At 63.1% G+C, this 20,826-nt stretch carries 19 protein-coding genes and 1 pseudogene; 13 read left to right on the top strand and 7 right to left on the bottom strand.

The features are described 5' to 3' along the window. Window positions 1-561: 561 nt before the first annotated feature. Window positions 562-1,422, top strand: a complete 861-nt coding sequence (locus tag G9373_RS39860) for a GNAT family N-acetyltransferase (protein WP_054248462.1) — start codon at window positions 562-564, stop codon at window positions 1,420-1,422. Here the strand turns inward: G9373_RS39860 and G9373_RS39855 are convergent. Further along, window positions 1,419-2,316 (bottom strand): IS5 family transposase gene (locus G9373_RS39855; protein ID WP_240960999.1). Its coding sequence is split into 2 segments (ribosomal slippage): window positions 1,419-1,976 and window positions 1,978-2,316, totalling 897 coding nucleotides; the frame shifts between segments, so codons are not numbered across the junction. The two genes, G9373_RS39860 and G9373_RS39855, sit on opposite strands and share 4 nt — an antisense overlap. Window positions 2,317-2,791: 475 nt before the next feature. On the opposite strand from G9373_RS39855, the gene G9373_RS39850 reads away from it, so the two are divergent. Further along, entirely contained in the window at window positions 2,792-3,226 is a 435-nt protein-coding gene (locus G9373_RS39850; protein ID WP_346842907.1) for a MerR family transcriptional regulator, read from the top strand. Here G9373_RS39850 and G9373_RS39845 read toward each other — a convergent pair. The 4 genes from G9373_RS39845 to G9373_RS39830 all read right to left on the bottom strand — a co-directional run bounded on the left by G9373_RS39845 (window position 3,207) and on the right by G9373_RS39830 (window position 7,501). Continuing rightward, entirely contained in the window at window positions 3,207-4,304 is a 1,098-nt protein-coding gene (locus G9373_RS39845; protein WP_167120487.1) for a hypothetical protein, read from the bottom strand. The two genes, G9373_RS39850 and G9373_RS39845, sit on opposite strands and share 20 nt — an antisense overlap. 380 nt (window positions 4,305-4,684) lie before the next feature. Beyond that, the gene (locus G9373_RS39840) at window positions 4,685-5,071 is read right to left on the bottom strand and encodes a hypothetical protein (protein ID WP_120659151.1); all 387 of its coding nucleotides are present in this window, start codon (window positions 5,069-5,071) and stop codon (window positions 4,685-4,687) included. A 195-nt stretch (window positions 5,072-5,266) separates the two neighbouring features. Further along, on the bottom strand, window positions 5,267-6,826 hold the full coding sequence (locus tag G9373_RS39835) for an FAD-dependent oxidoreductase (RefSeq protein WP_240960997.1): 1,560 nt from the start codon (window positions 6,824-6,826) through the stop codon (window positions 5,267-5,269). Window positions 6,827-7,012: 186 nt separating this feature from the next. Beyond that, window positions 7,013-7,501, bottom strand: coding sequence for a hypothetical protein (locus G9373_RS39830; RefSeq protein ID WP_043782979.1), 489 nt, complete (start codon window positions 7,499-7,501; stop codon window positions 7,013-7,015). A 288-nt stretch (window positions 7,502-7,789) separates the two neighbouring features. Between G9373_RS39830 and G9373_RS47970 the strand changes: the two genes are divergently transcribed. The 9 genes and pseudogenes from G9373_RS47970 (at window position 7,790) to G9373_RS39790 (ending at window position 16,189) form a co-directional block, all read left to right on the top strand. After that, window positions 7,790-7,921 (top strand): hypothetical protein, encoded by a 132-nt coding sequence (locus G9373_RS47970; protein WP_009480666.1) that lies wholly within the window; start codon window positions 7,790-7,792, stop codon window positions 7,919-7,921. A 242-nt stretch (window positions 7,922-8,163) separates the two neighbouring features. Further along, window positions 8,164-8,445, top strand: coding sequence for a type II toxin-antitoxin system RelE/ParE family toxin (locus G9373_RS39825; RefSeq protein ID WP_054248704.1), 282 nt, complete (start codon window positions 8,164-8,166; stop codon window positions 8,443-8,445). Window positions 8,446-8,503: 58 nt separating this feature from the next. Beyond that, window positions 8,504-8,797: a HigA family addiction module antitoxin gene (locus tag G9373_RS39820; RefSeq protein WP_007297375.1), complete on the top strand. Its 294-nt coding sequence runs from the start codon at window positions 8,504-8,506 to the stop codon at window positions 8,795-8,797. A 221-nt stretch (window positions 8,798-9,018) separates the two neighbouring features. Then, window positions 9,019-9,621 (top strand): recombinase family protein, encoded by a 603-nt coding sequence (locus G9373_RS39815; RefSeq protein ID WP_167120485.1) that lies wholly within the window; start codon window positions 9,019-9,021, stop codon window positions 9,619-9,621. A 531-nt stretch (window positions 9,622-10,152) separates the two neighbouring features. After that, window positions 10,153-10,461, top strand: a complete 309-nt coding sequence (locus G9373_RS47160; RefSeq protein WP_240960996.1) for a hypothetical protein — start codon at window positions 10,153-10,155, stop codon at window positions 10,459-10,461. A 308-nt stretch (window positions 10,462-10,769) separates the two neighbouring features. Then, a complete protein-coding gene (locus G9373_RS39805) occupies window positions 10,770-12,317 on the top strand; it encodes a sulfatase-like hydrolase/transferase (protein WP_054248794.1) in 1,548 nt (515 codons plus the stop codon). 473 nt (window positions 12,318-12,790) lie between these two features. Next, window positions 12,791-13,460 (top strand): annotated as a pseudogene (locus tag G9373_RS39800) (enoyl-CoA hydratase-related protein). 100 nt (window positions 13,461-13,560) lie between these two features. Further along, a complete protein-coding gene (locus G9373_RS39795; protein ID WP_167120484.1) occupies window positions 13,561-15,162 on the top strand; it encodes an AMP-binding protein in 1,602 nt (533 codons plus the stop codon). A 40-nt stretch (window positions 15,163-15,202) separates the two neighbouring features. Continuing rightward, window positions 15,203-16,189 (top strand): nitronate monooxygenase family protein, encoded by a 987-nt coding sequence (locus G9373_RS39790; RefSeq protein ID WP_167120482.1) that lies wholly within the window; start codon window positions 15,203-15,205, stop codon window positions 16,187-16,189. A 137-nt stretch (window positions 16,190-16,326) separates the two neighbouring features. Here the strand turns inward: G9373_RS39790 and G9373_RS39785 are convergent, their stop codons facing one another. Beyond that, window positions 16,327-16,872: a TetR/AcrR family transcriptional regulator gene (locus G9373_RS39785; protein ID WP_240483091.1), complete on the bottom strand. Its 546-nt coding sequence runs from the start codon at window positions 16,870-16,872 to the stop codon at window positions 16,327-16,329. Window positions 16,873-17,249: 377 nt separating this feature from the next. Between G9373_RS39785 and G9373_RS39780 the strand changes: the two genes are divergently transcribed. Both G9373_RS39780 and G9373_RS48410 read left to right on the top strand, forming a co-directional pair. Next, entirely contained in the window at window positions 17,250-18,407 is a 1,158-nt protein-coding gene (locus G9373_RS39780; RefSeq protein WP_120659155.1) for a serine hydrolase, read from the top strand. Window positions 18,408-18,647: 240 nt separating this feature from the next. Further along, complete coding sequence (locus G9373_RS48410; protein WP_037205815.1) at window positions 18,648-19,418, top strand: IclR family transcriptional regulator C-terminal domain-containing protein; 771 nt, start codon at window positions 18,648-18,650, stop codon at window positions 19,416-19,418. 278 nt (window positions 19,419-19,696) lie between these two features. Here G9373_RS48410 and G9373_RS39770 read toward each other — a convergent pair whose 3' ends face one another. Next, window positions 19,697-20,584, bottom strand: coding sequence for an alpha/beta hydrolase (locus G9373_RS39770; protein ID WP_167120489.1), 888 nt, complete (start codon window positions 20,582-20,584; stop codon window positions 19,697-19,699). Window positions 20,585-20,826: the final 242 nt, after the last annotated feature.

Raw genomic sequence — 20,826 nt, 5'->3', positions numbered from 1 at the left:
AGCTCGGTACGGACACCCGCGCAACCTGCGCTCATCCCGAACCAATCTGCCCACCCACCGCCGGCCCAATCGACTCCGGCGCACCCTGGCAACGATCCCGATTGGCAATACAGACCCACGCTCCTAGCCGTCTCATCCTGGATGTGGAACATCCGGGGAAACCCAAACATTCGCCTTCGGCTGCGGCGTCGAACTTTTGCCGGCGTCGCGCGCGAGATCAGCGACCCGATCGAGTTGCGACAGGCCCGAGAGGCAATCTGCGAGACGGTTCACCTCGTTGACTACGGTGAGTGCAGCCTTCATCTGCGCGGGCGTCCCTCCCGGCCAAGATCAAGGACCTCCACGGCTACTGGTTCGACACCGGTATCCCACTTGTAATCGAACTCGCGGTGTAGGTAAGGGTGGCGGGTACTCCGTACGCTGTCGCCGGTACCGCGCGACGGCCATAGGACGAACCTCCGCCTGCGCATCCTGCGGACGCTAAGCCGGTGCCGGTGGGTGCCCCGCAAGGGGATCCGCCATTGGGACACCCGTCGGCAGCGCAAGCGCGACAATAGGTGAATGACCGAGCTGCAGATTCGCGAGGCGACGTCGGACGATGCCCAGGTGTGTGGGCGCCTCATGTTCGACGCCTTCGAGGGGCTCGCCACGCGCCATAACTTTCCGATCGAAGCGGGCACGCCCGAATTCGCCGACTTCCAGATCAAGGCGATGCTGGACACCGACGGCATTTACGGCCTGGTTGCCGAGCGCGACGGCCGAATCGTCGGCAGCGCCTTACAGGACGAGCGCGGCAAGATCGTCGGCATAGGACCCGTCTGCGTCGATCCGGCGGCGTCGGACGCGGGGGCGGGGCGTGCGTTGATGAATGCGTTGCTTGAGCGATCGCGCGAGCGCGACGTCGCAGGGGTGCGGCTGGTTCAGACGGCGTACAACTACCGGTCCTTCTCCCTGTACGCCAAGCTCGACTTCGCCGTGCGTGAGCTGTTGTCCGTCTTCCAGGGAACGCCACGGGTGTCCGCGATTCCCGGCGCAGTCGTGCGTCCGGCGACACCGGACGAGATCGCCGCCTGCGACGAGATCTGCCGGCAGGTGCACGGCCACGACCGCCACGGCGAGCTGCAGCATTGGGTCAATGTCGGCACCGCCCGGGTGGTCGAGCGTGGCGGCCAGATCACCGGCTATGCGACGGGTTTCGGCTACACCGGGCACGCGGTCGGCAAGGCCGACGACGACGTCATCGCGCTGCTGGCCAGCGCCGACGAGTTCACCGGCCTCGGGTTCCTCGTGCCGTCACGCAACACCCGCCTCATGGCCTGGTGCTTCGATGCTGGGCTGAAGATCGTCCAGCAGTCGACGCTGATGACGAGCGGGCTCTACAACGAGCCGCAGGGCGCGTGGCTGCCGTCGATCGGCTACTAGGGCATGTCTCCCAATAGTTTTAGCCATTCGACGATGCCGGCGAGGAGGAATCCGGCCCGGTAAGTCAGGGCAAGCTTGTCATACCGGGTTGCCACCGCTCGCCACTGTTTCGCCTTGTTGAAGGCCCTTTCCACCACGTTGCGACCCTTGTATGACTCGGCATCGAAGCTCGGTGGCCGCCCGCCCGCGCTGCCCTTGTTCTTGCGGTTGGCCACCTGATCGGACTTCTCGGGAATGACCGCCGTGATACCCCTGCTGCGTAACAGTTCTCGATTGGCCTTGGATGTGTACGCCTTGTCGGCACGGATCTCGTCCGGGCGTCTGCGGGGTGCGCCACCACCGATACGCGGCACACAGATGCCGTCGAGGAGTGGGCCGAACATCGGGCTGTCGCCGGCCTGGCCAGGGCCCACCAGCACTGACAACGGGCGCCCGGCACCGTCGCACGCCAGGTGAACTTTGCTGGTCAACCCGCCTCGGGACCGGCCGATGCCGTGATCGACCGGTTCGTCAAGCAGATTCGTGTAATTCGGCAGATCCCCCTGTGTCACGCGCGGCGTTGGCGCCATGCTGGTGCACCCGCACCACGGTGGAATCCACCGATACCGCCCAATCCAGATCGCCACCGGAATCGGCCATCGCGGCCAGGGCCATGAGTACCCGGTCCCACGTTCCATCCCCGGCGTAGCGTCGATGCCGTTTCCACACCGTCTTCCAGGGGCCGAAATGCGCAGGCAGATCCCGCCATGGGATCCCGGCACGAAGCCGGTAGAGCATCCCCTCCACCACGAGTCGATTATTCTGGAACTTCCGCCCCCGAAGGCCATCCGAGCTGGGTAGCAGCAGTGCGAGCAACGCCCACTGCTTCTCGGTCAACATCTGATAGCGATCCATCACCTCTGTCACAGCAAATATGCTGCCGCACAATACCCAAAATTATTGGGAGACACGCCCTAGGCGTCCCGCGATGAATTGAACGACATCGAGTGTGCCCGTCCGAGACTTGACGTCACCTCGATGCCCTGACCAATCGGGCGCCGGTCAGCGATCCCCGTGACGGAGCCGTCGAGAGCCGCCTGTCGACCTCGACGGAACCACCCCCGGCCTCCCGGGTTCGTATGAAAATACCTGGTCAACCCGATCCAAAAATTCTGCAGTGATGGGAGTAGACATTGAGGTGAAGCCGTTGTAGAGTTCCTGTCGTCGCAAGGAAAGAGTTCACGAGGTGCGGGAGAGAATGAACTACCCGCATAGCAGTACCGCAAGATGAGGAAGTGCCAGGGCAAGGGTTGATCTGAGTGTGTAAGGCCCCGGCACCTCCGGTCGGCGATCGGGCAGCAAGAACAGCCTGGCAGCCGGAAAAAGTGCAGTGAACAAGGAAATCAAACCGGCCCCCCGGTGCCTCACGGCGCCGGGGGCCCTGTCCGTTGAAAGGTGTCACCCCATTCCGGCAGATTCGCCCGACCACAGCCCGGCCGGAAAGTTCGACGACGAGGACTACCCGGCCTACAGCATGGGCCACGCCGCCGAGATCCTCGGCGTCACACAAGCATTCCTCCGCAGCCTCGACGCCGCGAAGCTCCTCACCCCCGGACGCTCGGAGGGCGGCCACCGCCGCTACTCCCGATACCAGCTCCGCATCGCCGCCCGCGCCCGCGAACTGATCGACCAGGGCACCGCACTCGATTCCGCATGCCGCATCATCATCCTCGAAGACCAACTCGCCGAGGCCCGGCGCATCAACACCGAACTCCAGCACACCCGCCGCCCCAAGTCGGACGGGCCTAGCCCCGCAGTCGGCTGAAACACCGCCGCCTATTGCCGAACGCCAGTCGAGGGCTATTCCTGGAGTTGCCCTTCCACTCGGCGGTCTCTGGCAGCCCAAACTGCACCATCTTCGCCCGTCCGCATTCGATCCCGCTCAACCATCCCCTACTGGGGCTGTTCTTCGAGTCCGGTGACATCCGTGGTCGAATAGAGGGTGTTTCCGGCCGGTGAACCGACGATGGATTCGAGCCAGGAAGTTCAATCGGATCCCGCGTCTGGTTCCCGGTGATCAAGTCGTGCTGCGAGAATACCGGCCGGCCTCGGGAGTTGACGATGGTGACGGTTGTGCCGCTGACCGTTGTGGTGGCCTCCTCTGGGTCGGGAATCGTCCATTCCAGGGACACTGCCGGCGGACCCTCGATGGCTACGGACAGGACCTGCCCGTCTTGATTGAGCCAATACAAACGATCACCGATTACTGCGGTCGTACCCCAGGCGTTCTGCGCGTACCCAGGCATGTCGAGAACGGTTTCGGACTGCGAGCCGTCAGTTACATCGATGCGGACGAGCGCCAGGTCGTGGTCGGGCGGCGAGGACGTCGCGGACATTCTCCACAATGCAAGAATCGATTGCCCGTCAGCAGCGCAGGCGGGGTTTCGCGACGCCGGTCCGACGCCGACGGGAAGGTCCCATTCGCCACGCACGGCGAGCCTGCCTCCCGGTAGAAGCTCGTACAACCGGTGTTTGGTCATGTCCCCGGCGGGGATGATGTCGCGTACGACGGCGAACTGGCGGTCTCCGCAGTAGGTTGCCGTTCGTACCATCCCTTCCACGCTTCCCGTGTGGGTTTGGCCGTCGGCGTCGACCGAGACGAAATTGCTGGTGCGTCCGCTGTTGAACCAGACGGTTGCGGAACCGGTTTCGGGATTGTTCGCTGCGGCCTCGACGATGCTCTCGTCGACGGGGACGTCGATCCTTGAGGTACTCGTGAGTGTGGTGACCGCTCGGCCGGACGCTGTGACAAGGCTCTGCTTTGAGGCCAAGACAGGATTGGCATAGATCGGTTCGTCTTCGAGTCTGCCGAGAACGTTTCCCTTCTCATCGAAGACGAACACGATCGTGCGGCCGCCTGTTGATTCGAGACCACGGGGGCCGACCGACACGGCACCGACTGCGCCTGGTGGGAGCTCATCGAGGATGGCACCCGGATGGTCCGGGGTGGTGCCGCAGGAGACGGCAACCGATAGCAGTGCCGCCCACGTTGCAGTTCGGACTGCCTTGTTGCGGGTGGTACCTGCCTTGGGTTGTCGCATGACCTAAGCATCCGGTACGCCACCTGAGGATGGTCGCGGGACCCTCCCGCTCGCAATGAGGAACGCCTGCGCTAGCACCGGATGAGGATCCGCATACGGAACAGGTCACCGTTGGCCTGGTGGCGTCTGCCACCATGACCAGATGTACGAGTGCCCGGCACGGGACACTCGCCTGCGGGTTCCTATCCTGCTGTGTCCCAGAAGACCCGGGGATTACCGTCGGCATCCGTGCCTACGAGGTTGGCGGGGTGGATCCCGCCGGACGTGATGAATTCGGTCAGCAGATGCTCCATCCCGGGTGGAGCGTTGACCTCACCATGTGAGTACAGCGCGATCACAATGCCAGCCTTCGAGGCGGGCACGTGCTCGATGCCGTAGACGGCATTAGGCGCGAACTCGATGTGGATCTCCAGAGAGTTCTCGTCGAGCCGACCGATCCCGGTGACCCTGAAGCGATAGAGCTCCGGTTCGCTCGCTGCCTCGTTTTCAGAGACACCAAACGCAGTCCACAATCTGTTTTTCCACAGCATGAAGAGCCGATCGAGCTCGGTACGATCGGGAACACTCATCGTCGTGACTCTCCCGGTAGTGACGTCGTCGGGCAAGAGGAAGAGGATCCTTTGCCCGAACCTGCTTCGGACGAAGTGGCGTCTCAGCGCGTGCCGGCGGCAGTCGACCGTCGTTCCGCAAGCGGATCCGCTTACGGGAACGAGCTGCGCCGCCGGGGGGCCTGCACAGACATGAGGGCGTCAGGAAACTGATGATTACGCATAGCCCAGTGGGCCGCAGCGAACATCGAATCGTTCACGCACAGTGTCCAGGGTCTGCCGGAGGTGCTCGCGTCCGCGGCGATGGGTGAGCATGAACCGCGCCGTTCCGATCATGCGGCGTGGCAGCGGATACCAGCGATCGAGATCGAGTCCGCAATCGAGCAACACCTTGTGCGGGACGCTGTCGACAATCAGGCTGAGATTGTGCATGGCGAGCGATCCGAGCGTATACGGAAATACCGCATTCGACTTCTTCCGTAGATCCGGCGCGTCGAGCTCATACAGCGGGATGTCCCTGAGCTTGTCCAAGAACAGTAGGTGGGTCAAGAAGTAACCCATGTATGAGGTCAGATGGAGTGTGGCAGAGCGCGGCTGCACCGAGACGACCGCACCGCTGTCGGACACGTAGGGCTCGTAGGGGTGGTCGCCGCGCAGCATGTATCCGGTGCAGTTCACTATCCAGCTGCCCGGTTGAATCGTCTTCGCGGATCCGCTGCGGAACACCAAGTCGGTCTCGCCGTTGCGGTCGACGGCATCCACGACGTGATCCATGATCACCTCGTTCAGGCCGGTGGCGATCGTCTTGTTCTCCGACTCGGATAGCAAGCCCAGCAGGTAGTTTCCTGTAGTGGGGGTCAACCAGGTGCCGTAGGTATCGCGTAACCAGGACGCGACATCTGTCTCGTTGGTCCCGTCGAATCGCCTCCCCAGTTCCATGAAAATGCCGGTGACCAATGTGCCGCTCCACCATCGTCGGCCGCCGACAGGGAATAGACGGTCGCGGTTCGAAAAGAATGTTCCTGAACCTGCGACAAGGTTCACTTCCCGACCGGGGTATTCCGTGATCAGAGTGTGAGCGGTATCCATCGCGGTCTTACCGCCACCCACGACCCACACGGGGGCGTCACTCGCCCGCATCTCGTCGCCCCGCATGTCGCAGAAGTCGGGTGACACCGACACGACACGTGCACTGGAGATCCCGAGTGGGTCGTTGGGCACAACCCCAAATCCGCTGGCTTTGATCAGTCGCCTCGCCTCGACAACCATGAGTTGGCCGTCCGACGATGTGCAGGTGAGGCGCACGATCCCGTCGGACTCGTCATGCGACTCCAGAGTCCAGCCGAAATATTCGTCCACCTGCACTCGTTGCTTGACCACGGCGAGGCAGTGTTCGAAGTGGGTGAGGACTTCGTCCTTTGTTGCCAGGTAGGAGCGATCCTGGCCAAGGGTCCACTTGATGTTGCCGGCGGTGAACAGGCCATACGGTTGGTGTAGTCGCACATATGCATAGGTGTCGACCCACATGCCGCCGGACCGATCGCGGCGATCGACCAGGATGACCTTCTGCGAGGGAGACAAGTATTGACTGGCGACGAATAGAGCGTTGACTCCGGCGAGGCCAGCTCCGACGATGCAGACGTCGCAGCGCTCTACCCGAACGGGCGTGTCAGCTGACGCAGCCCTATATGTCACCGCAGCCTCCTGGAGAGATTTCTCATTACCTGCGAGCGACCAGTTGGTTCTGTATCGATCTTCCTCGCAGCCAGCACACATGTCACCCGATGGTTTGCTGCGCTAAGTTCCCCAACCTGAACAACGCGCCCTGATCGCGGCCGACACGCGATGACCGCACAAGGAGCCATCACCGGGACGAGATTGGAGTCCCTGCGCAAGTCCGGCAGTGGTCGGCCCTGGTCCCGAAAGCGGATCCCTCAGAGACTTACAGACCAGGGTCTTGCCCTACCGGTCGATGTGCTGACATAGCTCACCAATGGCGGCAACCGTGTCGTCGGTAGGGGTATCGATCCAAACCGGACCATCGTCGCGCTTGCGCGGCAGCAGCATGCGTTGTCCCTGTGAGGGCCACTGCACGAAGTCGTAGCCAGCGAGGTCTGACTGAACGGTATCGGCCACCCAGACCGCGGCCTCAGCGAACGGAACATCCATCGACAAGCCGTCGCAGCGGCTGAACCCACTGATGCCGTGTACGCCCTGCCAGCCGATGGTGACGGCGTAGTCGCCGTTAACGGCAAGCTCCCACACCAATCCACCCAACCGCACGTCGCGCCCGTACCGCAGGCACCGCAGATCGCGGGCGACGGCTTCGAGTGCACGCACCCATACCTGCGGCGCCTCGACGTCGTGATCAGACCCGATCGCGGGGCCTCCGTCGAACAAGCCAAAGTGCCACACCAAACTGTCCTGATTCCACAAGTCCTGGATCGGCATAACGCCATCTTCGCGCGTCCGAGCTGCCCGCCCGTGTCATTAGCCTGATTGCACGCCAGGCCCGTCTCGACGCTGTTACCTCGGTGACGAAGCGGGGTGTCGTGCGCACCAATCCAGCTCTGCAATACCGGCCGCTGGTCGGAAAGGGATCCGTCATCGAAGACCGTCACCATTGGCGTGCCGCTCCCTTCTCATCCTTGTTCCGGGCTGTCGGCCGTCGGATGTCGAATATCGTTGGCTGTGCTCCCCGACGACTTCGCCAGCCGTCGCTCGTAGAAGGTGATTCAGATGGACAGCTTCATTCATCTGGCAGGAGACAGCTGGAACTTCTGGTCCCCATTTCCGCCCGCAGTAACTTTCTGGCTGATCGATGTAATGGGCCAGCTTTCGCGGGCGGGAATCATCCTCGGAGGCAGCTGAGGATCGAGCGATGCGGCACCCGCAGCCGCCAGCGTCTGGACCTGGTGGACATCCCGGACGCGCAGTTCGGACCGAGCAAGATCGGCCGTATGCGCTCGGCCGTTGCTGCTGACCGAGTGAGATTTTGAGCCTCCGCAGCTCCCGCCAGCGGATGGCCAATTGGAGCACCGCTGGAGACGCGCCGCCACTCTCCACGGAGCATAACGTTTCACGTTATTAACGCAGTGCGTTATACTCGTGGAGTGATCGAGTCGTTCGCCGACAAAGAGACCGAGCGGGTCTTTCACCGACAGTTCTCGAAGAAGCTCCCGCAGGACATTCAGCGGATCGCGCGCCGGCGCCTCCTGTTGATCGAGGCTGCCACCGACGTCAACGACCTGAGGGTGCCCCCAGGCAACCGCCTGGAGAAGCTCTCCGGGGACCGGTTGGGCCAGTACAGCGTTCGGATCAATGATCAGTACCGCATCTGTTTCATCTGGCGCGCCACCGCCGCATACGACGTGGAGATCACCGACTATCACTAACCACCAGAGGGGAGCCGACGCTCCATCCGACCACAGAATCGACAAAGGAACACCGACAATGACTACAGACCTGAGCCCAATTCACCCCGGCGAGATCCTCCGCGAGGACTTCCTCGAGCCGTTCGGCATCACGCAGAACCGCCTAGCCACGATCATCGGTGTTCCGCCCCGACGGATCAACGAGATCGTGCTCGGCAAGCGGTCGATCACCGCAGACACCGCGTTGCGGCTGGCCAAGGCGTTCGGCAACAGTGCGCAGTTCTGGCTCAATATCCAGGACCGCTACGAGCTCGACCTTGCGGCCGACAAGATAGGCGACGCCCTCGCCAAGATCACGCGTCTCTCGGCATAGAGAGGCAGAAGGCGACCGTCGGTGTGATTGCCCGCCGCACCGGACGGAACGATCACCGGGATGAATCGTTCGAAGGCTGAGCCACGCCGGGCCTGGAAGGCCAATGCACCAACGGCATCAGCTCCGGGCAGCGGTCCTGGTGCCCTTGCCGATGATGTTTGACCGTGGAGTCCCAAACACTGCGCCGCCGGCGTTGTGCGTTCGAGAGATGGGAATCAGCGATGTACATCGGGTCTGCACGAGTGTCCACCGATCAGCAAGACCTGACCGCACAGCAGCACGCACTGCTCGGGCTCGGGGTCTCACCGGAACGGATCTACGTCGATCACGGCTTGACCGGCACCAATCGTCAACGGCCAGGACTGCAGAACGCCCTTGCAGCGTGCCGGAACACCGACACCCTCGTGGTGACCAAGTTGGATCGCCTGGCCCGTTCGTTGCCCGATGCTCGGGACATCGTCGACGAGCTCACCGCTCGGCACGCGTGTCTGCAGATCGGAGCCTCGTTGCACGATCCCACCGACCCGGTCGGTCGCCTGTTGTTCAACGTCCTGGCGATGGTCGCCGAGTTCGAGGGCGACCTGATTCGGGCACGAACTAGGGAGGGGATGCGGATCGCGAAGGCGAAGGGACACCTGAAGGGCAAGAAGCCGAAGCTCAACCCACGCCAGGAACGGCACCTGGTCGAGCTTCACGTGTCAGGCGAGTACTCGACCGCTGAACTGGCCGATCTGTTCTCGGTGGGCCGGTCGACGGTGTACCGGGCCATCGAACGCAGCGCCCACCGGGCTCAGCGTGACGCTCTCTCAGATTTCAACACCTAGCCATCCCCGCTGGAATGTCCGCCGGTCCCATACCGGCGGACGATCCCTAACCGGAGCAGCCACAATCTGTTTCCAGTACCAGGCGCGGAGATCGTGGGATTCTACTGTTCATGTGGACTGCGGATAGCTTTCAACGCGACGTATCGGCAGGCACGTGGGTGGACGAAAGCCTGAAGCGATTCGCCATAGACCATAGTGCCGGCCTCGCCGGTCAGGTGGTGCCGCCGGAATTCGATGCATACGCACGGATATTTCATCGGCGCACAGGCACCTCCGCTGGGCAATGCGAGCCCATCACCTGGCACGCCGTCGCAGCGGCGAACGAGCGTGCCGCGCATCCACTGATGGAATGGGAGTTCCTACTCCCTACACCCGCGGCCAGAAAAGGTCAGCCAGGCCTATGGGACGAAGCTCCGAGTACCGGTGAGCTCACCGGTCCGACAGCTGAAGCTCTCATCGGTGTGCTTGCGAACTTCACGACCACACCCGAGCAGTGCTGGTACGCCATATGGGAAGGAAACACTCTGCTCGATGACGTCCGCGGAGAACGCCGGCCTACTGCAAGCGGGCAATATGGGGATGTTTCTACTCACCGACTCAATCACCGCGGCTGGAAGCCGATTCCGCAATCTTCTATCGCCGAACCTCTGGTGGCTCGACGACCGCGCCTGGTGCGTGGCAACCGACGTCGACCTCATGGCCAGCTACGTTGGCGCATCCACAGAGTGTGTCCACGCGATCACCAATTGTTCCGAGCTGGAAGCACTCGAAGTGTCCGCCACGATGAGCGTCCAGTGGGACAGCGACACCATCAATCCGCGGCCGGATGAACGTTCCTGACCGCAATCTCAGGGCCACGAACATCGGCCGGTCCGAACGCTTCCACCGCAAGCCGATCCGCATGCGGGACGGGTCGGGACTTCGACGTTCGGATGATCCGTCCCGGTCGTCGTTCCTCAGCGAGAGCCAGCCAGTCCATCGATATTCAAATCACTGACCTGAACTCTGTCCGACGGATTACCGTTTCTGTGTCGGCCTTTCTGAGCCGCCCGGAAGGCCCGACACCCCGGGGTGGTCACTACCGGTACAGGACACGTGCTCGGCTCCGACCGGACGGCAGAGCGTCACGACCGCAGGCGGGATTAGGCATGAGCGACGAACAACCGAACATCGTGTTCTTTTTCTGGGACAACTTCGGATGGGGTGAGCTCGGGTGCTATGGCGGCGGCGTGCTCCGCGGTGCGGTGACACCGCGGATCGACGACCTGGCCGGGGAAGGCCTCAAGTTACTGAATTTCAACGTCGAGGCGCAGTGCACGCCGAGCCGTTCGGCCTTGCTGACCGGGCGCCACGCGATCCGCTCGGGCACCCAGACGGTGCCCCTCACCGGCGGCCCGGACGGGATGACCCGGTGGGAGGTCACGATCGCCCGGGCGCTCTCGGACGTGGGGTACGCCACCGGGATGTGGGGCAAGTGGCATCTGGGCAGCGACCCCGAGCAGCGGAGCCCGGTCGACTTCGGGTTCGACGAGGCGGTGTGGTGCCCGCGCACGGCCGACGAGGTGCTGTGGACCATGCAGTCGTACTTCCCGGATGGCGCGGTGACCGCCGCCCCTTATGCGGGGTCGACGCGGATCCCGCTGGAACCGGAGCCGATCTACTCGCGGCGCAAGGGCGAGAAATCGGAGAGGATCGCGACCTACGACGCCGAGTTCCGGGCCGGATTCGATCGGAAGATCACCGACTGGGCCTGTGATTTCATGACCCGCTCCACGCAGGCGGGCAAGTCTTTTTATGTCTACCTGCCCTACACACAGGTCCACATCCCGCCGATCCCGGACCCGCAGTACGCGGGCACCACCCAGCGAGGGAACTGGGCCGACATTCTCACCCAGATGGATGCCTTCACCGGCACGATCCTGGACAAGCTTGACGAGCTGGGCATCCGCGAGAACACAATCGTGGTCTGGGCGTCCGACAACGGCGCGGACACCACCAACCACCTTCCGGCGATCGACCCGGATCCGGTCGGCGGTCAATGGCACGGATTCTCCGGACCCTGGCGGGGTGGGTTGTTCACCGCCCTCGAAGGCTCCAATCGGACACCGTGCCTGGTGCGCTGGCCCGGGAATGTACCCGCCGGGCGGGTCAGCAACGAGTTGGTGCACGAGGTCGATTTCTTCACCACGCTGGTGACGGCCGCCGGTGGCACGGTCCCGACGGACCGGCAGATCGACGGGATGGACATGTCCAGCTTTCTGCTGGGCGCGGACGAGGATTCGGGCCGCGACATGATCCTGTGTCTGCAGGGCAACCGGCTGCAGGCGGCGAAGTGGCGTCAATGGAAGGTTCACCTGTTCCAGCAGGACGACTTCTATTCCACCTGGGCACCGACCAACGTGCCGATCCTCTACAACCTGGAGTGGGATCCGCGCGAGGAGCATCAGGTCGACTTCCCCCACGCCTGGGTCCTGCACCCGGTCGCCGCCGGGGCCGGCGCATTCCTCAAGTCGCTCGCCGTCGAGCCGCCCATCCGGCCGGGCACGCCCGACCCGTACGTGCCGCCCGAACCCGGTGAACTGCAACCGCAGACACACCTGCAGATCGGCCCCATCATGCAGTACATCACCACGCTGGTCAGATCCCACGACGAACCTCCCGACCCGGGTCATGGGATCGAGCACCAATCCGGATGAGCGTCGGCCCGGCCGGGGGCTGCCCGCAAGTCCCACCTGAGCCTGTTGTGCCTGCCGGAGTCGTGGGGCTGTCGGTCACGCCCTCCAAACAGGGCCCGATGGACGGTGAAGAATCAATCCCACTGAGGGATCGTCCAGCGGAATCGAACAGCTCGGCCCTGACATCCCTCTCCTGCCGCTCGGGACTGCGGCCCGAGAATTTAGTAGTACCGAATGGTTTACCTAACCGTTTGGTACTGCTAGATTCGGTGTTCGCGCCGTCCCGACGACGGCGCCTCTCAGGATCGAGGTAGGCGGGATGTGGCATTACCGGATATTCGAATGTCGGCACACTCGACCGGGCGGACGCGGCTATAAGGACCGATCGACCCGCCTGGCCCCCACGGGCACGGACAGCACCCCCCACTACCCCCACACTGGTCGAACGCTGATCTTCACAGACTCGCAGCGATTCGCGTCCGCGAAAGACACTCATGACTACCTCCGTGAACCATCAGGACGATATCGCCGTACTCGACCTCGGAGACGGCGAGAACCGCTTCCCTTTATCCTCGATCACTGCAGTCGAACGCCACCTCGAGGAAATCCAGGCGGGCCCCTCCCCGGCATTGGTGACGACAGCCAGAGGAAAGTTCGATACCAATGGCCTGGACATTGAATGGGTTGTAACACAACATGTTCGAATGGCGTGGCACGTCGGACGCGTTCAATCCCTGCTCACCAGAATTCTGACTTTCCCACTACCTACAGTGGCAGCTGTCAACGGCCACGCGTGCGGTGCCGGCGCGATGTTCGCCGTTGCCCATGACTCCCGGATCATGCGATCCGACCCCGGGGAATCTCTGCTTCCCAGAGGTGGATTTCAGGCTTCCGTTCATGCCTGGAATGGCGGCTCTCATCCAATCGAAACTGGACCACCGGACCGCGATCACTGCCATGACGAGTGGGCATGGGCATCGCTACGGCGGCACCGAGGCTCGTGCGCACGGATTGGTCGACCGCACCGCCCCGGCCGACGGTGTCCTCGATACCGCGCTCGAGGTTGCCACCCCTCTACTGGGGAAGGATCCCGACACCCTGGGAACGGTCAAGGCAACCACCTTCGCCTCGGCGGTCACTGCCCTCGGCCAATTGCAGGGGTGACCGGACCGCGGCACCCGGCACGGCGTCGACCGCTTTCGGCGTCCACTTTGGTCGCCTGATCACAACCGTCCCTCACCTCGCCGAAATGGAAGGTACATCCGTGAGTTTCACCAGCCCACACCCTGACGTCGTCATCCCCGAATCGAGTCTGTACGACCTTCTTTTCGGCACCTTGTCCGACGAAGAATTGCAACGGACCGCTTTCCGCGACCGGAGCTCAGGTACAACCGTCGAGTATCGCGACCTGGTTGCACGCATCGATGCGGTAGCCGGCGCACTCACCGCCCAAGGCCTGACTGTCGGCGAGGTGGTCGGGCTGCACGCCCCGAACTCACCGGAGTTCGCGGTCGCGCTTCACGGCATCCTGCGCGCAGGAGGGACTGCGACCCCCATCAATGCGCTGTACACCGCAGAGGACATCACCAAACAGCTGACCGACTCCTCGGCGTCGTTCCTCTTCACCACGTCGGCGCTCCTTCCTCAGGCGTGGTCCGCGGCTCGCGCTGCCGGAATCGGCGCACACCGAGTCCTGGTTCTCGATGGAACAGGCGACGAACACCCGTCACTACAACAAATGCTGGCACAACAGATTCCGGCACCCAAGGTCGATTTCGACCCGGCGACACATCTCGCAGTGCTGCCATACTCGACCGGGACCACGGGCCGTCCGAAGGGCGTCCGGCTCACCCACCGCAACCTGGTCGCCAACCTCTGCCAAGTTCAGCCATGGCTCGGAATCACTCCGCAGGAACGTGTCCTGGCCGTCCTTCCGTTCTTCCACATCTACGGATTGACCGGGGTGCTGAACGCAACACTGCATCAGCGAGCCACGCTCGTCACGATGCCTAAATTCGATCTGGTCGAGTTCCTCCGTACCGTTTCGGAAGAAGAATGCAGCTACATCTACATCGCGCCGCCCGTCGCGGTGGCCATGGCCAAGAACCCCGTCGTCGATGACTACGATCTATCGAGCGTCCGAGTGATGCTGTCGGGCGCAGCCCCACTCGACGACAACCTGGCTCGAGTGATCGAGAAGCGGCTGGGATGCAAGGTCCTGCAGGGATTCGGAATGAGCGAAATGAGTCCTGCTAGCCACCTCATTCCTCTCGAGAGAGACGACATCCCCCGCAACTCAGTCGGGTTGACCATTCCCAACATGGAATGCAAGCTGATCGATCCGGCCACCGGCGAGGAGATCGCGTATCCGGCCGAGGGGGTGTCGAAGCCTGGTGAGCTGTGGTGCAAGGGCCCGAACATCATGGCCGGATATCTCGGCAACGACGAAGCAACCGCCGAGACCATTGATGCGGACGGCTACCTACACACCGGCGACATCGCGACCGTCGATTCGGAGGGCGTGGTGACGATCGTGGACCGAATGAAGGAACTGATCAAGTACAAGGGTTATCAGGTGCCACCCGCCGAACTCGAGGCGCTGCTGCTCACCCACCCGCAGATCGCCGACGCCGCCGTCATCGGAGTGTCGAACGGCGAGGGTGAAGAGGTGCCGAAGGCGTTCGTCGTCAAGCAGCAGGGCGCCGAACTGGACGAGGCCGCAGTCATCGCGTTCGTCGCCGAGCGGGTGTCCCCACACAAGAAGGTCCGCAAGGTGCAGTTCATCGACATCGTGCCCAAGTCCGCGGCGGGCAAGATTCTTCGCAAAGACCTCCGGGCTTCGGAAGCCGGCTCACTTGTGCAGTGACAATCACTTTCCCGAACTGACTTCCCGACAAGGAGTACCCATGAGCCTGCCCCCCATTCTGCAAGACCGGCTTCGCCTGCCCGTGGTCGCGTCGCCGATGTTCATCGTCTCGGGTCCCGACCTGGTGATCGCCCAGTGCACGTCGGGCATCGTCGGATCGTTCCCCTCGCTGAACGCCCGCCCGCAGCCCGAGTTGCGTGAATGGCTCACCCGCATCACCGAAGCCCTCGCCAAGCACGACGCCAACAACCCCGAGACACCGTCCGCGCCGTACGCGGTCAACCTGATCGTCCACAAGAGCAACGACCGTCTCGACGAGGACCTCGCCACCATCGTCGAGTTCCAGGTCCCGATCGTCATCACGTCCCTCGGCGCCCGCGCCGACGTCAACGACGCCATCCACAGCTACGGCGGCATCGTCCTCCACGACGTCATCAACAACACGTTCGCGAAGAAGGCGGTGGAGAAGGGCGCCGACGGCCTCATCGCCGTCGCGGCCGGCGCCGGCGGACACGCGGGCACCCTGTCGCCGTTCGCGTTGATCCAGGAGATCCGCGAGTGGTTCGACGGACCGGTCCTGCTGTCGGGCTCCATCGCCCACGGCCGCTCGGTCCTCGCCGCGCAGGCCGCCGGCGCCGACCTCGCCTACATCGGCTCCGCGTTCATCGCCACCGAAGAGGCCAACGCAGACCAGGGCTACAAGCAGATGATCGTCGACTCCACCGCATCCGACATCGTCTACTCCAACCTGTTCACCGGCGTGCACGGCAACTACCTGCGTGGCAGCATCGAGGCCGCCGGACTCGACCCGCACAACCTCGCCGTGTCGGACCCGTCCGCCATGAACTTCGATGTCGGCGAGGACGCGGACACGAGCACGAAGTCGGAAGCCAAGCCCTGGCGCGACATCTGGGGCGCCGGACAGGGCATCGGCGCCGTCGACGCCGTCGTCCCGGCGGCGGAGATCGTCGAACGCCTCACCCGCGAGTACGCGGCCGCGAAAGATCAACTGCTACAGCAGGCCTAGGGTCCTCGAGTCGAGATCGACTCCAGCTCGGCCATGCCGGGCCGGAGTCGATCTCGCCCATCGGAGTCGGAGACCGCACCGATACGGCGCAGGGTCGTTTCCCTTTGCCGAACCAGGGGAAACGACGCGCGTGTCGGTCACCGGACTCTTGGACGTGCCACCAGATCGACAGTAGATTCGAAGGCCCGATCGACCCGGTCGCGGTCCCTGGTCATGATGAGATCCAGCTGCAGACCACGCACCTGCGCCAAGACGAGCGTCGACATTGTCGAGGCTTCGTCGGGCGGCCACCCTTCTTGTCCCAACCGCTCTTCGACGGGCAGGAGCCAGTCGTTGATGATCGACTGCACGAGCCGCCCTCCACGGTCGGGGTCCCTCGCTGTGCGCCCGACAAGCTCGAACAGCAATACGAACTGGCGTTGCTCGCGCGGCTCGCACAACCGGCGCCACACGATGCGAACGAAAGCCGCTGTCGAATCCGCGGCGCGCAGTTCGGCATCGGTTCTCAGTCGTTCCTGGAAATCGGCATGAATCTTCTCCAGCACCTGCAGCAGCAACTCATCCTTCGACGAGAAGTGCCGCAGCAAAGTCGCGTGCGTCACGCCGAGCGCATGCGCGATCGGACGCAAGGACACATCCCCGAAGCCGTGATCGAGAACGTACTCCGTTGCCGCCGCCAGCAACTCTGGGCGTCGGTGCTGGTAGCGGAGGGTACGACCGTCCACACGCTCTGCGTTCATCACCGAATCCTAACCTCACCGAAGAATCAAAATTATGGGTACCAAATGGTTGTGCTAACCACTTGGTACTGCTAAATTTCAGTGTACAGCAGATGAACGAATTTGCCCGACGCCCCGTTCGGCCGGAACACTTCCGCGGCGCCCGGCATCTGCGCTCCCATGTGACAGGTGGCTGCTCTCGACGGTGCCAGCACCCACCCCGAACCGCCATGTGGGAATTACTTTCCGCCAACAGTGCCGACTGTGTGGTCCCGCTTCCGCGGGAACAGATCCGGGCAAGCGACCCCTGCCGTCCCGGCAACCCCTACCTAAGGACGACCATGACCGACCAACTAATCGCCAAGCTCGCTGGACTGGGCTTGTTCACCGGGGCACCCCAGCACGACAACTTCTGTCGGCTGGCGAGTGTTCTCCCCGCTAGCGAATTGACACCATCGTCGACACCGTACGAATGGCCGGCCGGTGCCACGATTGCACTGCCGGAAACGTATGAGTTCGCGGGCACTTCGAAGTCGTTCGAAGACTTTTTCGTCGAGACCGACACTGCGGCGCTGCTGGTACTTGTCGAGGGAGTCGTCCGCCACGAGCGATACGCACTCACCGGTGGACCTGATGTTCCGTGGATCTCCATGTCAGTCGCGAAGAGTTTCATCTCGACACTGGTCGGTATTGCCGTCGCCGAGGGCCACATCACGAACATCGACGACCCCATCAGCGCCTACGTACCCGTTGACCCGGGCTCTGCGTACGACGGCGTCCCGATCAAAGCGGTCCTACAGATGTCGTCCGGTGCGCGCTGGAACGAGGACTACCACGACCCTGAGTCGGACGTGTTTCGCCTCAACGCTGCAATGGGCGGCATAGGCACCCTCGACGAGTTCGTCGCCGGCGTCGTCCGCGAGAACGAGCCAGGCACGATCTGCCGCTACAACTCCGGCGACACTCAGGTACTGGGTTCCCTGCTGGTGCGGGCGACGAACCGCTCGATCACCGATTACATGCAGGAAAAGCTGTACGAACCGCTCGGCATGACCTCACCTGGGCACTGGTTGGTCGACTCGGCCGGCATGGAGGTCGCTTTCGCGGGCCTGAACATGACTGCCCGGGACTTCGCAAAGCTCGGCGAGCTGTACCGCAACGTCGGCAGGTGGCAAGGCAAGCAGATTGTCCCGGAGGAGTGGGTACGCAATTCCGTGGTCCTGAGCGGCACGCATCTGCAGCCCGGACAGCCGATCGTCGGCACCCACCGATTTGACCTCGGCTACGGCTACCAGTGGTGGATTCCCGCCGGCAACCGTGGCGAGTTCAGCGCCATCGGCGTGTACAACCAGTTCGTGTATGTCGACCCGTCGACGAATGCCGTCATCGTCAAGTTGTCCGCCAACCGTGCCTACGGAACTACCGACAGCGAATCCACCAATCGCGAGAGTGAGACAGTCGCCTTCCTCCAATCCATCACAAGTCGCCTACGGGACTGACGATCAGGCCCGCTTTGACGTCGTCGATCCGGCGACTGAGGAGGTCATGGCAACCGTCCCTCGCCGCGAGGCCAGCATTGTTGCGGTGAACGGCGAGGGAAACAACCGACAATGGCCTCAACGCGTTGCCTGCCCGACCCCGGCCCGACGTCGACGCCAATCAGTCGACAAACCACGGAGCCGGGCCCACAACCGCTGCGGCGCAGAATGTCACAGCAACAACTCGTATCTGGATGAAGCGTGAATGCTCAGACTGCGGCCTCCGCCCCTGCTATCTCGGGACGTCAACCACGGGCGATCCAGAACGCGTTAAGAATCCTCGCGGAAGTGGCTCGCGCGGGCGAAGGAGTAACAGCCAGAGACATCACAGACACACTGGCCATACCTCCCGCGACCGTATACAGGGTGCTGACGCTTCTGGTCGACGACGGATTCGTCCGTCGTCGGCCCGATCGTCCAGGCTGCTTCGCACTGGGCCACAAGGTCGCCGCGCTAGCCAACACCGCCATCAGACCAACGGTGTGCACAGCCGCCCGCGATCTCCTCACCGAGCTACGTAACGAGATCCGCTTCGGTGTCCGCCTCTACTCGTACACCGACACAGTGGTACGCCTGATCGCCCCGGATCCGGAGTACCCGTGCCGGTCCGACGAGAACTACCTCAACCAGCACCTCCACGCCAGCGCCGTCGGCAAGCTGATCCTTGCCGAGAAGGACAGGCTCGACTCGACCTTCCAGCGCGGAGGCCCCCAACCGCTCACGGCCCGGACCGTCCACGTGCGCAGCGAACTCCGCAGGCACCTCGACCTCGTCCGCGATCAGGGCTATGCCACTCAGGTCGGCGAACTGCACAATGACTCTGCCTGCGTCTCAGTGCCAATCCGATCCGCTGCCGGCACTCTCGTCGCCGGCCTGGTTCTATCCGGACACATCAACCATTTCCACCTGATGTTTCACCACATCGACGCACTGCGAAACCAAGCAGCTCACCTGTCACTACTGCTTTCGTGACCAGTAACCACACCAACAACACCTCGCGAATACTTGTGACTGACGATCGGCCCTGAACGAAGGTGTCGACTTCTCCGGCCCGGTCGGCACTTGTCGGCTACACCCGACGGGGCGGGGGTTGGCTACCGTTTGCCAAACCACCAGCGGGACGAGATCGCCGCCGAGCGCATGTACGGCCGCCTGCAACCCTCGTGCCGGAGCGGGATCGTCAACCGGGGATACACCGATCGCGTCTGCGACGTTCCGGATGATGAACCCCGGGATCGCCGAGCCAATACTCAAGTTTCGTGCAGGAATGTCCGAAGTCGTTCAAGGACCAACTCAGGTCGCTGATCGACAATCCAGTGACCGACGCCGTCGACCGTCTCGAGCTGAAAACCGGCTGCGTGCTCGGCGTACCCGCGTAGCAATGTAGGAGTGATTGCCGGGTCATCCATTCCGTGGAGGAACCGCATCGGAACATCGACTGAGGTCTTCGCGAATTCGCGGGCACGGATCATTTCTCGTGTCAGAAATGTGCGGTACCAGCGCGAGCCAGCGACCGCATGACCGGGCTCGCCCATGCGACGCACATAGAGCTTGAAGTCGACGTCGTCGAGGAAGAACCCGGCGCCGACCCAGCGGCCCGTCATCCTGAAGAAGCGCCCCTTCGGGTCACTAAGAAGGCGCGGCCCGATCACCGGAAGAGAAATCGGGATCTGGTACCAGAACCGCCACAAATGGCGAACCACCGCCAGATCGTACTCGAGCCACGGCCCGACGGTGTTCAGTCCGAAGAAGCCGGCCACCTTCTGCGGATGTCGCAGCATCAGAAACGCCGCGATCGGACCACCCCAGTCATGCGCGACCAGTCGAACCGACGGGACGCCGAGCCGGTCGAGCACGACCGCGAGATCATCTGCCATGTCCTTCTTGTAGTAACGATCATCGGGAGCCGAGCTCCAACCGGCACCGCGCAGATCTGGACACAGCACTCGGTAGCCGTCGTCGGCGAGTGGCCCGATCAGCTCATGCCATGCCCACCAGTTCTGCGGGAAACCGTGGACAAGCATGACCGGCGGCCCGTCGGTCGGTCCGGCGTCGGCGACGTGAATCGTGACACCGCCGCCAACGTCGACGAACCGGTGCTCCACGCCGGCGAGCACCGGCAGTGAGGGTGAGTTCATGATTACTCGCTCTCTGCTTGCAAGACGCTGCCTCGCTGTCGAACAACCAATAAGCTGCGGTCTGGTTCTGACCGCACATTTACCTGTCCGACCAGGACACTCCTGTCGAATTGTTCGCCAATAGACAGATACGCTGCCACGTTGGCGCAACCTGCGGAGAACAAATCCGCCGATGAGGGATCGGCTTGCGGGCGTGCGGGTCCTCGTTCGGCGGTTCCGGGAGGGCGGGTGCGGCGGGTTCG

It is taken from the genome of Rhodococcus sp. A14 (genome assembly GCF_011603105.1).
Taxonomy (GTDB): Bacteria; Actinomycetota; Actinomycetes; order Mycobacteriales; family Mycobacteriaceae; genus Rhodococcus_F; species Rhodococcus_F opacus.
The sequence above is the reverse complement of the archived record's forward strand: the minus strand, read 5'-3'. Positions and strand labels throughout refer to the sequence as shown.